Below are 13,698 nucleotides of genomic sequence, written 5' to 3' on the forward strand. Positions count from 1 at the left end.
TAGGTTTCCGATTATCGACAGTGCTATAATTCCTTACTGCTTACACAGTATCAGCTCAATACTTACAGTTTTTGTTTCTGATCTGATAGGACTTTTTGCTGCAATATTGAAATAAACAGCGTTATGTAACATAGCATAGATCAAAGGTACTAGTTGAGTATAGCATTTTCATTAGCTTGTTGATACGAATATTCCAAAAAGTATAAATGTATTGTAATGGTAGCATTGTCTTAAGCAATATCTGATAAGGGTGCGTGATACGATTGACTCAGATCAAGCTATAAAACAAAAACGGTCATTAGATAGTCGACGTAGCAATTTTTTAGGTTTTTCTTCGAAGACTGGTCCCTGTTTTCTATCGGATAAAATAAGAGTATTTTTGATCTCTAGTTGATAAATAGGCCATAAAATTCCGGCAAAACTATTCTGGTCAGGTAATTTAAGCGATTTGTCTATATCTTTTCGATTTAGGTTCATTAAAAGATGCAGTTCTTTTTTAGCACGTGTTGTGGCGACGTAAAGTAAACGAATAATTTCATTATTCGTTTTTTTCTTTTCTATTCTCTTAACGTAATTATAGATAGAATCTACATGTTGTGAAGTGGCTTTAAATAAAGCGAAAATAAGATGATTTTTTATACCTAAAGGTAACGTAACAGTAGGTCGTTCAATCCATCGTAACAAACAGTCATTTTCGCGCTTAGGTATACGTTCCAAACTTGGTAAAATAACGCAATCAAACTCAAGTCCCTTCGCTTTATGAATGGTCATGACTTGAACAGCATTTATTCCAGGCTTGTAAGTTCGCGTGTAAAATTGTCCAAGTTTTTGCATTAAGCGATGAAACGTAAATTTATTTTCCATAGTTTCTAGGATCCGAAAATAAGTATGAGCATTGGCTAGTTCAGTTACATCATTTAGACAGGCTGGTCCACCTAAAGCAGACCATACATCTTTGATCCATACAGAAAGGGGCAGTCGTTCACGATTGGACAACCCATTAGATAAAATAGAAAAAAAGTGAGCAATACGATTTCTTCCATCTGATGTTAACGCCTTAATTTCTTTAGCATTTTTTATGGCTACCCATAGCGGTCTCTCGCCAGCATAATGTGATAGGACATGCAGATCACGCAAAGTTAAACCACACCAGGGAGCATGTAAAATAGAGAGCCACGCAATGCGATCGCCTAGATGATGTAATGCGCGCGTTAGCGCGAGCAAATCTTGGATTTCTGTGCATTTGGCAAAGTTTTCAACTTCTACTGTCTGAAAAGGAACGGCTGATTTTCGTAAAGCAGGGATGATTTTTTGAAGATGAGAACGTAAACGAACGAGAATAGCGATTTTTATGTTAGGGTTTTTCTGGTAACAAGACTGAATAATAGATACAATTTGTTGAGCTTCCTCTCCTGCATGTGCATTGACGAATGGATAAAAGTTGATATTACATTCTCCGGGAGATTGAGTTGCTATGGAATGAGTATAAGGAATAGCGCCTATATCGCTATTTTCTTTTTCAGGAAAAATGCGCTCAAATGTTTGGTTGAACCAATCAATTAAATTGGCTTGAGACCTAAAATTATTGCACAAAGTCACTGATGTTAGTCGAATAGCACCGATGCCTTCATTTTTTACTTTTAGAAATAAGCTAACTTCTGCCTGCCGAAAGCGGTAAATAGATTGCATGGGATCACCCACTAGAAAAAGTGTTCGACCTTCATTGGGCCGCCAATCCGAAATTAGTTTTTCGATCAGATGAAATTGAATGGTGGAAGTATCTTGAAATTCATCTATCAATAGATGGTGAATTTCAGTGTCTGATTGTATAGCATAATCAGACAGTTGATTTCCATTTTCTAAAGCACGGAGCGCAGCTAAGGTCACTTCTATAAAATCGACATTCTCATTTTCTTGGAAAATTACATTTAATTGTGCAACAAGAAAAGGAAGCAAAATTATTAGAGCTTGCATAAGTATCCACTGTTCATTGTCGTATTTTACTGGAGGAGAGTTTTTTATTTCATTAAGTATTTCTTTTAATTCTTCCGTTGGCTTGATGACCAATGTTTGTCTTTTTCTCCATTGACCTTTTTTAGTGATGAGCCGATTTGCCATTGTTTTCCATTCAGGAATAGCATCAATTGCAATAGGGGGTGATTTTAAGTTACTTTTTTCTAACGATAGCTTTGCCGACTCTAAAATATCAAGGACAACAGCTTCTAGTGCACTTTCTGATTCTTTTTTAACGATATTTAAATTTTGACGGTGCGTGATAATGTGCGGTAACCACTGATCCCGACATTTAATCATCTGAATTAATAATTTTTGTAGAGAATATACTTTATTATCAAGATGTAATAACAATTGTTCGATAAGGTTACTATGCTTGCTTGAACGTAACAATGCATCAACAGCCTGTTGATATAGTAGGTCAGCTTCTTCTGCTTCAACCGTTGAAGGAGGTACACCGAAGCCGGATAAAGTTGGCGCTTGTGAAACAATGTGATGAGCGAGAGCATCAATAGTAAAAATACGTAAGCGATTTGGATTAATTTCCAATTTCCACTCATATTTCTGATTTCGCTCAAGAACAGCTTTCGCTAATGTCTGTGTTAATAGTTGATGATGATTCGTGGATTTCAGCTGATATTGTGCTTCTTCAAGTATCTTTGTGATCCGGTTTCCCATTTCGGCTGCGGCTTTGCGCGTAAAAGTTATAGCGACAATTTCTTCAGGCAGTTTTACAACGGTCAGTAGTAGAAGAAAGCGCTGGATTAATAACTCAGTTTTACCTGAACCTGCTGGTGCTTGAACGATATATGATTGCTTGGGATCCAGTATCTGTTCTCGAATTTTTTGATCAGTCATCCGTTTCTCCAATGCGACATAATGTGCTTAGCTCACAATATTTGCAAGTTTCTGCGTCTAAAGGATTAACATCTGCTTTTCCACTGGAAAAATCAATCGCCAATTGGTGTAACAAAATTCTCCATTTTTTCATTAATATATCCCAAGGTTTAGGAGAAACCGTGATATCCCTAAAGCAAGTCTTTACTTGGGAATCAATTAATCCGGTAAATTGCATTTTTTTACTACTCATTTCTGCATATGCCATTCCTTTGACATCAAGTGCTGCAAAAGTGCAATAAAGTGGGAGCTGAATGTGTTTCAGACGATCGCCTAGCCAAGCATTAGGGCTGTTTTTATTACTCATTTTGTAGTCAATCAGGAATTGGTTGTTGCCGATAACATCAATTCGATCAATGCGTACCTGTAAATTAAGTGAACCAATTTTTATATGGCGCGTAGTTTCTCGTTGGGCTACCATAAAAGGTTCACGTTTTTTTTCAAAAATTAACCATTTTTTAATGAGTTGTTTAATACGTTTTTTTTCTATACGAATAAAAATAGACCGGGAATATTTTTTTTTCTTGAAAACACGATTAATGGTTTCATCAACAAGCGTTTCTAGTTCTTGATTAGAATAGTTATGTAATGTATGCCAGTCTTTAATTTTTTTCCATATAAGATTGAGGAGGCGATGCAAAAAATCTCCACGTTCGATATTACTTAATCCTAGATGTGGTTCTTCTAGCGGTTTTGCCTGTAGGCGGATTTTGGCAAACGCTTGAAAAGGACATACAGATTGACTTTGTAGTAAACCGCTTCCTCCTCTAACAAACTCATTATCATGCAGCGGGGTTGTTTGATCGACAATTCGTTCAGTTGTTGTAGCATTAAATATCTTTTCGTCAACTGTCTGCAAAGGTGGGAGTTGTAATTCTTCAAGTGTTATTAGAGGAAATTGACGAATGAGTGAACTGGGGGATAATTGAAAATCACCTTCTTGTAAGGCAGTACTTAAAATGACTGTAGGCGTGTTATGCAATAACTGTTGCTGCAATTGCATGGCATTATTGATTTCATGTTTTACAGACGAATGCGGCATGTGATGTCGTTTTTGTATGTCGAGTGGTAAAAATGGATTAGGCTTCGGAAAAGGCGGCCAGTTTTTATTATTGAGACCCATCATCCATACTTTATCGAAATTTTCTCCAGCACCTTCTAATAAGGTTAGGATTTGAATAGAAGTTGTTTCTGTTTTGGGTTGAAAAAATATATGGTGTGCAAGCTGTCTTAATAGGTGGAGGGCAAGTTTTCGTGTACAGGGATAGGTAGTTGTTGAATCGAGTGCAGTAAATTCTTCAAGAAGTAGTCTCCATCTTTCGTGTTGCTGATATTCTTTGGTATTTAGTGTTCGTTGTCCTGGCCATCCGAGAGCTAAAAGTTCGGTAGTGAATTGTTGTGCCCATGTGCTAGGATATTTTGGCGTGGTAGAGCGTTCGATGCCAAACCATTGTTGACAACGCATGTTTAGTGTTGAATGCTGAAAATAGTTGTTTAATTGACTGAGATGATAGGTAAACGTTCGAGGGGAGATTTTCCATTGCCTTAGTTGTCTTAATTTAACGTCCAACATTGCAGCAAGGCAAGCATCATCATCAGTACTGTTAATGTAAGCAGAACGAAAAACAACTCCCAGTTGGATAATATCAATGCATGAGTAATTTAGCTCTAAAATGTCGAGTGCAGTTTTGATAAGAGGAATGTTTGTTAGACGTTCACCTAACGAAATATTAAATAGTTTATCAGAATGGAATACTTCCATAAAAAGACGAAGAATTTGAGAACGGTTATAAGTGAGATTAGGAATAATACAGCCAATTTTTTTAGCGGGATTGATAATCCACTGTGCGTGTACCCATCTTGCCATAGTTTGAATTTCATTTTCCTTGTCTTGTAAATGAATCTGATAAATACTCTGTGATTGCTTTGTAGTACTTGTTACAAGAGGAACACAATAACTAACGCAGACTTCCGAATTTCCGCTTTTATTAGAAGAAGAAGCAGAAAGAACGGCATTGTTTGCTAATACCTCTAAAAATTGCCGAATCGACGGCGCTAAGTTATAAAAACCCACCAGAATAATTTGCTTAGGTAATTTTAAATGAGCAGTTAAAGATTCTAGTCGTTTCGGCAATTCAGCATTGCTTATCCAGTGATGTTTCTTCAATTGGGTTTCGAATTGTAGTGCCCATTGTATAAAATGCCGTACTTCACCATTAGCTTCTTTTTCTAAATCCTTTAAGGATAAATTCCATGCTTTCATCAATTGCCAAGCTTCTTTGATTAAATTTGATGTATTTTTAGTAAATGGAATAATTTCTCGCCATAGTAAGTATTCCTGAAAATCACTCAATAGAATTTCGGAAGTTTGCTGACAATGCTGCCAGCATTGAGAAATCCATTCATTTAATGGTATAATGATGGGGATGGATCGTTTTTTTTTGTTGTTAGATTTGGCTTCGTATTGCACGTACTGCTGTTTAAGGTGATAACTAAGATGGCTACTCGCCGTAAGTACGATAGTGTCTTGATCCAATGTAGGCATAATTTGCTGTATACTGCACACAATTTTCATTACAGTTTCTTCTAATTCAACAAGATTGCTTATAGCTCTATATTGATATTAGCAGAGGTGTCAAACTTTTTAATATAAAGCTAAAGCGTAATAAAAAAGCATAGAATCTTAAAAAATTTTTCAATTTATTGCATTTATTATTATGTTATCAATAAGATTAAACTCTTTTTGATAACATGCCCATACAGTTACTTATTGAAATTGTAAAAGAACCAGAAGGTTTAGCTTCTGTATACGCAATTTACAAGTTAACGATTTGCATAATAGTTTCTTATTCTAGATCATTGCCGACAGTTTTAGTATAGATAATGTGAAAAACACAAAAACTCGTTTACTACATCTGCTAAATTTGTGAACAACGACATCATTTTTAATTTAAAGAGTGTCCTAGAGTAATGAGTCAAATTGACACATTTGATGATCGTTTCTAGATATCGTGGATGATATTTCGGCAACCGATCTTTGTTTAAGCTCATCCATATATGTACTCGCATAACGGACGTGATAGAATGGGATCGATTGATGAAATATTTAAGCGATGGTCACACAATCGGACTCATTCGTATGCTAGTTTAATTTTACCTTAAATGCAACAAACACCTTTTTTGAGAGCAGCGTTATGTCTTCGAAAATCGTTTTTTGAATCATGATAGAGGTAGCAAACTGTGACACAGAACCATTTTTCCATCTCGGTGGAAGAGGTAATTGAGAAAGTTATTGTTTATGCTAAAGAGCAATTATCTAAAGATAAAGTTGTGTTATTGACTAAATTTATTCGATTTTTTTATGGTACGATGGCGTTGGAAGACATGCAGGAACGTTCTGTTCCAGATTTATACGGCGCCGCTATTTCAGAATGGAAATTAATGCTGCAGCGTAAACCATCCGAAGTAAAGATTCATGTTTTTAATCCTAAATATGAGCGAGATGGTTGGCGATCTACCCATACAATTATTCAAATCATAATGGCTGATATGCCATTTTTGATTGATTCTATTCGCATGGAAATTAATCGTCTTGGTTTAACGATACATTTAATGATCCATATTGGTGGTATTAAAGTTTGTCGCAATCAAAAGCATCAAATTGATGATGTTTTAGCTTATCATACCGAACATCATAAAGACTGTATACTTGAAGCGCCTATCCATATAGAAATGGATCGCCAAACGGATCCTAAAATATTATCTAATATTCAGCATAATATTCGTCGTGTTTTAAAGGACGTATGCGTTGTTGTCGAAGATTGGAGTTTAATGCAAGAACGTATGTATGAGACCATTGATGAATTAAATCCGGAAAAAATGCTGCAACAACCCGATGAAATTAAAGAGACAAAAGCATTTTTAAATTGGTTGGTTGACAACCATTTTATTTTTTTAGGATTTCGTGACTATGAAATGGTAGATGAAGCAAGAGAGTCGGCATTACGCTTGATACCTAATTCTGGATTAGGCATTTTGCGTGACTATACTCATAGTAAGATGTTTCGACGGTATGCTGATTTACCAAAGTCTGCGCGTAAAATGGTGTTGTCAACTAATCAAATACTAATTAGATTGCAAAACAATATGATGTCAACAGTTCATCGACCGGCTTACGTGGATTATGTTGGTATCAAACGTTTTAAGGAGAAAACAGGACAGTTAATCGGCGAGCGTTGTTTTATTGGTCTTTATACTTCCGATGTTTATCGATCTGATCCTTGCATCATTCCAATTATTCGTACCAAAGTAGAGTCTATTCTAAAACGTTCGAAACTACCTATTAAAAGTCATGGATATAAAGATATACAACGTATTCTTGCAACATTACCTCGTGATGATTTATTTCATGCAACTACAGATGAATTATTCGATTGGACAATGGGAATATTACATTTACAAGAACGTCGTCACATTCGTTTATTTGTTCGTAAAGATATTTACGGTCGTTTTGTATCGTGTCTAGTTTATGTACCACGTGATAATTTTACAACGGATTTGGTGAAGTGCATGCAAGATGTTTTGGTTAAAACATTTCATGGCTTGAATGTAACTTTTACGACTTATTTCTCAGAATCTATATTAGCTTGTATTCACTTCGTCATTCGCATTAACCCTCGGCGTTCGCTTGAATATAATGTCAAGGAGTTGGAAAAAAAACTCGTTAAAGTTGGTGAATCCTGGCAGGATGAATTTTATAAGTATGCACTTGAACATTTCGGCGAAGAATATGGAAATGATATTTTTAATCGTTATCGATATGCCTTTTCTTCGAGTTATCGAGAGGAATTTCCTCCTCAACAAGCAGTTTATGACGTGGAGCATATTGAAAAACTGTCTCAGTTAAGCCAATTAGGTATGAATATTTATCGTCCACATGGGGTTGCAAAAGACGTCATTCGATTTAAATTATTTCACTCTGACTTCACAGTTCCTTTATCTGACGCTTTACCTATGCTGGAAAATATGGGTTTGCGGATTATTGGTGAACAGCCATATGAGTTAATTTTTCGTGATGGACGTAGGGTTTGGATAAATGATTTTTTAATGGCTTATGCTAAGGAATCTAGGTTTGAAATTGAAACTGTTAAAGTTTTTTTTCAAGAAGCTTATGAAAAAATCTGGTTAGGCGTGGCAGAAAATGACAGTTTAAATCAATTGGTTTTAGGAGCAGGACTAACTTGGCGAGAAATTTCTGTTCTTCGGGCATATACTAAGTATTTCCGTCAGGTAGGTTTTACCTTTAGTGAAGGTTATATTGCTGATGCGTTAATTGATAACTCGAAAGTAGCACAATTACTTATTGAATTGTTCAAATGTTATTTTGATCCACAACAAGTAATGATGGTAAAAAAAGAAGCTGAGGCAATTGAAGAAAAAATTCAAAAAGAACTAGATACAGTGGCCGTTCTTGATAAAGACCGTATTTTACGACAATACCTGGCATTGATTCATGCTACATTGCGCACTAATTATTTTCAAGTGGATCGAGACAGTAATCCCAAGCCTTATCTTTCATTTAAGTTTGATCCTTCGAAAATTCCGGATATGCCATTACCTCTACCTAAATACGAAATATTTGTTTATTCTCCTCGATTTGAAGGGGTGCACTTACGGGCTGCTAAAGTGGCACGAGGAGGGATTCGTTGGTCAGAGCGACGGGAAGATTATCGTACAGAAATATTGGGTCTAATGAAAGCCCAACAAGTAAAAAATTCAATTATTGTTCCTGCTGGTGCTAAAGGTGGCTTTTTGCCTAAACGACTGTCTTTAGATCTGGATGCATATCGTGAAGAAGTAATGCAAGAGGGAGTTTTTTGTTACCGAAATTTTATTAGTGGTTTGTTAGATTTGACCGACAATTTAAAAGATGGTCAAATTATTTCGCCTGAAAGTACGATTTGCTATGACGGATCTGACCCATATTTAGTGGTGGCCGCTGATAAAGGGACGGCCACGTTTTCAGATATAGCAAATGATGTTGCTATTGAAAAAGGTTATTGGATGGGTGATGCGTTTGCTTCTGGTGGTTCTACAGGTTACGATCATAAAAAAATGGGCATTACGGCGCGCGGTGCTTGGGTAGCTGCAAGGCGACATTTTCAGGATTTAGGCATTAAGTTAGACGAAGTAGAAATAACAGTTGTTGGCATTGGCGACATGAGTGGAGATGTCTTTGGAAACGGTATGCTACTTTCGCATCAGATAAAATTGGTTGCTGCCTTTGATCATCGACATATTTTTTTAGACCCAGATCCTGTACCATTAACGAGTTATAACGAACGATTACGATTGTTTCATTTATTGAGATCTAGTTGGAACGATTATGATCGGGCGTTATTGTCCAAGGGTGGGGGTGTTTATTCGCGAATGCTTAAAGCTATCCGACTCTCACCTGAAATTAAGACATTATTACAAGTTACAAAAGATATCATGGTGCCGAATGAATTAATTCGCGCCATTTTGAAAGCGCCAGTAGATATGATCTGGAATGGTGGTATTGGCACCTATATCAAATCTAGTCAGGAAAAAAACATCGATGTAGGTGATCGTAGTAATGATAATTTAAGAGTGAATGCAAAAAATATCCGTTCGCGTGTTATTTGTGAAGGAGGAAATTTAGGAGTTACGCAACTGGGCCGGATCGAGTATGAACTAAATGGTGGAAAAATCAATACGGACTTTATTGATAATTCTGCTGGTGTAGATTGTTCTGATCATGAAGTCAATGTCAAAATTTTACTCAATTATATTGTTGCTCAGGGCAATATGACAGAAAAGCAGCGTAATGAATTGTTGGCGAGTATGACAGACGAAGTGGCAAGATTGGTATTGGAAGATAACTATTTTCAGAATAAAACGCTTAGCTTGGCTTCTTATTTAGCCGTACGTGATTTTGAATTGAATAAGCGTTTTCTTGATGTACTTGAGCAAGAAAGAAAAATTAATCGAAGCTTGGAATTTTTGCCAGATGACAAAACGTTGCTTGAACGTCGTGCAGCGGGTTTAGGATTAACTCGACCTGAATTGAGTATATTGTTGGCCTATAGTAAGATTATTTTAAAAGCTCAAGTCAAAGCTTCAAGCTTGGTGGAGGACTCTTATTTATCTAGATATGTAGCAGATGTGTTTCCAACTCCTTTGCGTCGTCGATTTAGTAAGCATATGAAAGCGCATTATCTATCAAAAGAGATTATCGCCACACAACTTAGCAATAGATTGATTTCAATGATGGGTATTCCATTTCTCTATCAAATGCAGGATGAATTGGGGGTTTCCATACCATCAATTATGCGCGCCTTTATTACAGCAATAAAAATATTTCAAGTAGAAGAATTATTGACGAATATTGATACGCTAGACTATAAAATAGAAACAAAAGTCCAATATCAAATGAACGTAGAAGCAATTCGGTTAATCCGGCGAGCGTCACGTTGGCTATTGCGACATCACCGTGGTGAACTAGATATTGCAGTTACCATCAATCATTTTTCAGACTATGTTGGTGCGATTTATTCGCGCTTGCCTAAACTACTATTGGGTGCCGATAAACAAGCCATGAATGATCAACAGAAATCGTTAATAGAGCAGCATGTACCTGCGGAATTAGCACTTCGTATCGCTGGTATGCCATCGCTTTTTCATGCGCTTAATATTATTGAAGCAGCAACTTCTTATCATGAAGAAGTGTTTCGGGTAGCGAAGATTTATTTTATGTTGGTGGATCGGTTAGATTTGTTTTGGTTTCGTGAAAAAATTAATACTTATCCAGTGAGTGATCGCTGGGCTGTTCTGGCGAGAGCGGGTTATAAAGGAGATTTAGATTATCTCCAGCGTGAGTTAACTGTGCGTGTATTGTTGGATACAAAAGCACGAAGCATTCCAGGAAAGATTAATGAGTGGTTTACTGAACACGAACCGATGATCCAGCGTTGGCAAAATATTCTAGCAGCCATGCGAAATGTGGAAAAAAAAGACTTTGCTATATTATTTGTAGCAATTCGTGAGCTATTTGATTTAGCAGCCAGTATATTATAGAACGATAATTTTAATTGTGTGTCAATATATCCTTGCGTCAAATTAACCATATTAGCATTGTTACAGATAGGGGTTTTGTGATTGGGTTTATTACGACAAAAATTAGAATATTTGTATTACGGACGGTCATGTCCAAAACAGCTTATGATCTAACTTATGTATGTATGGTATTATTATGGTATTATGATGAAAATGGTTGCATGGCAGGAAGTTATCTAAAATTTGTACCTGGATTTGTTGTTGTCGAGTCAAGATGTTTTAACATCTTATTTAGAGTCTATCTTGATATCTTTTTACAAGCACTACAAGAATAATACAAAGTAGATGATCATCTGTTTGTCTCCATGATATTACTATCCAGGAGTTTTGTGCAAGTGACATGTAATAATATAAGTGAAAGTGCACTTGCATTTCCTTGAAAATCACCCTAAAATTTTTGGGTGGCTTAATTCATTTAACCTTGAAAAGGATCAGATTATGAGCAAAAAAGGTGTTGTTATTGCTTCGGTTCTTGTTGCAGCAGTTATTTTAAGCGGGTGTACTCCACAGCAACCAGCCCATTTAAGTTCCCCTGCTTGTAAAAAAGTAAAAATGGGTTATTCTCATCATGGTAAGTATCATTGTAAACGTACTCACGGATGAAAATTGTCTTATCGAATCTTATCGGAAAAGCCAGATGTTATTTCCTGGCTTTTTTATTCAAGCAAAACTGGTTCATTATCTTCTCTGTCCAATTCTACCTTTTCAATTTTATTAAAGCGTCCTGCAATTTTTTGGGAAGATTTATGAACTTGGGTAACATCTTCATTGGCTAAGTGAATATGTTTAGCTAAGTTGTTCATTCGTTTTTGAAAACGATCGAAATCTTTTCCTAACATGATTAAATGCTCTTGAATAATATGTACTTGTTTACGTGTTGCTGCGTCTTTAAGAACGGCTTGTGCTGTAGTAAGAATAGCCATCATAGTGGTGGGAGATACTAACCAGACACGAGATTTATGAGCCATTTCTATTAATTCAGGATAATTGCCATGAATTTCTGCAAAGACCGCTTCCGCAGGAATAAACATCACAGCACCATCCGCAGTTTCACCGGGAATAATATATTTATCAGCAATATCATGAATATGTTTGCGTATATCTAGTCGAAATTGTTTTTCTGCTTGAAGACGCTTATTATCGGTGATACAATGGCTATGGAGTTGTTGATAACTTTCAAGCGGAAATTTTGCATCGATAGCAATATTCCCAGTTGGTTCTGGTAAAAATAAAATGCAGTCACATCGTTTACCGTTAGTTAATGTATGTTGGATAGCGTAATGTAATTTTGGCAGCATATTTTGAATTAAATTATTTAATTGCACTTCTCCGAAAGCACCACGAGAACGTTTATCAGCCAGTACTTCTTGTAAACTACCGACACTGTTCGATAGTTCCGTAATTTTTTTCTGAGCCTCGTCGATAATAGCCAATCGCTTAACTACGTCGGTAAAAGTTGTTGTTGTTTTTTCAAATCCTTCTGTCAATTTACGATCCACTTGGCCGCTAATTTCCTGAAGTCGCTGTTGAGTTTCATTAGTTAATTTATCCACCCGTTTACCAAGATTTTCGGCGTGACTAATTAACGCCGTATTTACTTGCTCACGGATATTTTGCATAACCTGCAATAAACTATCTTGAATCAATTTTAAACTCTTTATTTGGTACTCATCAAACCGTTGTCGCTGTTCGTTTTGTTCTTTTTGTTGTTGATTAATCAGTACTTGCATAAAGTGTCGTTGTTCATCTAATTGCTTTAAACGATGCTGGATAAGCATTAATTGTTGAGTGATGACTTGATGTATTTGATATTGTCGTTTAACGTTAAAGCAAATTAAGATACCCACACTAAGTGTAATGAGTGTGGAGGCTCCCGTTATTATTAGTATCGATTGGCAATCCATCATAGTACGTATGACATAATACCAGATTCTAGAAGATGTTAGGAGATATTAGAAGATATTATATAAAAAATAAAATTGAGAGAGATAATTAGGTAGGGTATTGAACCATTTAACCAGTTCACAAGAACTTATGGGTGCCCGATAACAATAAGTTTTAAAGAAAGCATGTTTATACAATCGGGACTTATAGGCACACTATTTAGCATTAAGCAGGGATGATTTTTTGAAGATGAGAACGTAAACGAACGAGAATAGCGATTTTTATGTTAGGGTTTTTCTGGTAACAAGACTGAATAATAGATACAATTTGTTGAGCTTCCTCTCCTGCATGTGCATTGACGAATGGATAAAAGTTGATATTACATTCTCCGGGAGATTGAGTTGCTATGGAATGAGTATAAGGAATAGCGCCTATATCGCTATTTTCTTTTTCAGGAAAAATGCGCTCAAATGTTTGGTTGAACCAATCAATTAAATTGGCTTGAGACCTAAATTGGGCAATGGAAAAGGAGAGCATTTGTGCTAATGACTACTTGAATTTGGTGTAATCTGTGTAATCTATTTATCAGGGATTACATCGCTATTCGTCAATTACAGGGCGCAATAAGTTTTTGCACTATCTTGAGGACAAAATATTAAAAAATATTAAAAATATTAAATTTTTTTGACACTAATTTTCGTTCTCGTTTTCGGTTAGATCTAGATGGCACGAAATTTAAAATTTTAAAATTAACTACCTATTGTCTTG

At 36.0% G+C, this 13,698-nt stretch carries 6 protein-coding genes; 2 read left to right on the forward strand and 4 right to left on the reverse strand.

Going from position 1 to position 13,698, the window contains the following annotated elements; genetic code table 11:
- Positions 1–273: 273 nt before the first annotated feature.
- Both CEAn_RS01815 and CEAn_RS01820 read right to left on the reverse strand, forming a co-directional pair.
- A complete protein-coding gene (locus CEAn_RS01815) occupies positions 274–2,871 on the reverse strand; it encodes a UvrD-helicase domain-containing protein (protein WP_211924108.1) in 2,598 nt (865 codons plus the stop codon).
- Positions 2,864–5,485 carry a PD-(D/E)XK nuclease family protein gene (locus CEAn_RS01820; RefSeq protein WP_211924109.1) on the reverse strand — a complete coding sequence of 874 codons (2,622 nt, stop codon included), beginning with the start codon at positions 5,483–5,485 and terminating at the stop codon, positions 2,864–2,866. Before CEAn_RS01820 ends, CEAn_RS01815 begins: the two co-directional genes overlap by 8 nt.
- A gap of 665 nt (positions 5,486–6,150) precedes the next feature.
- Between CEAn_RS01820 and CEAn_RS01825 the strand changes: the two genes are divergently transcribed.
- Together CEAn_RS01825 and CEAn_RS01830 are read left to right on the forward strand one after the other, a co-directional pair.
- Positions 6,151–11,007: an NAD-glutamate dehydrogenase gene (locus tag CEAn_RS01825; protein ID WP_211924110.1), complete on the forward strand. Its 4,857-nt coding sequence runs from the start codon at positions 6,151–6,153 to the stop codon at positions 11,005–11,007.
- A gap of 477 nt (positions 11,008–11,484) precedes the next feature.
- Complete coding sequence (locus CEAn_RS01830) at positions 11,485–11,649, forward strand: hypothetical protein (protein ID WP_211923546.1); 165 nt, start codon at positions 11,485–11,487, stop codon at positions 11,647–11,649.
- A gap of 53 nt (positions 11,650–11,702) precedes the next feature.
- Here the strand turns inward: CEAn_RS01830 and CEAn_RS01835 are convergent, their stop codons facing one another.
- Positions 11,703–12,950, reverse strand: coding sequence for a DNA recombination protein RmuC (locus CEAn_RS01835; RefSeq protein WP_211924152.1), 1,248 nt, complete (start codon positions 12,948–12,950; stop codon positions 11,703–11,705).
- Between the two features lie 205 nt (positions 12,951–13,155).
- Entirely contained in the window at positions 13,156–13,467 is a 312-nt protein-coding gene (locus CEAn_RS01840) for a 3'-5' exonuclease (protein WP_244670035.1), read from the reverse strand.
- Positions 13,468–13,698 lie beyond the last annotated feature (231 nt).

Origin of the sequence: Coxiella endosymbiont of Amblyomma nuttalli (assembly GCF_018107685.1) — a bacterium.
Taxonomy (GTDB): domain Bacteria; phylum Pseudomonadota; class Gammaproteobacteria; order Coxiellales; family Coxiellaceae; genus Coxiella.

What these genes read in the sequence shown, in the direction of transcription:
- CEAn_RS01815 (WP_211924108.1), bottom strand. Translation starts at nt 2,871, where the DNA reads ATGACTGATCAAAAAATTCGAGAACAGATACTGGATCCCAAGCAATCA.
- CEAn_RS01820 (WP_211924109.1), bottom strand. Translation starts at nt 5,485, where the DNA reads ATGAAAATTGTGTGCAGTATACAGCAAATTATGCCTACATTGGATCAA.
- CEAn_RS01830 (WP_211923546.1), top strand. Translation starts at nt 11,485, where the DNA reads ATGAGCAAAAAAGGTGTTGTTATTGCTTCGGTTCTTGTTGCAGCAGTT.
- CEAn_RS01835 (WP_211924152.1), bottom strand. Translation starts at nt 12,950, where the DNA reads ATGGATTGCCAATCGATACTAATAATAACGGGAGCCTCCACACTCATT.
- CEAn_RS01840 (WP_244670035.1), bottom strand. Translation starts at nt 13,467, where the DNA reads ATGCTCTCCTTTTCCATTGCCCAATTTAGGTCTCAAGCCAATTTAATT.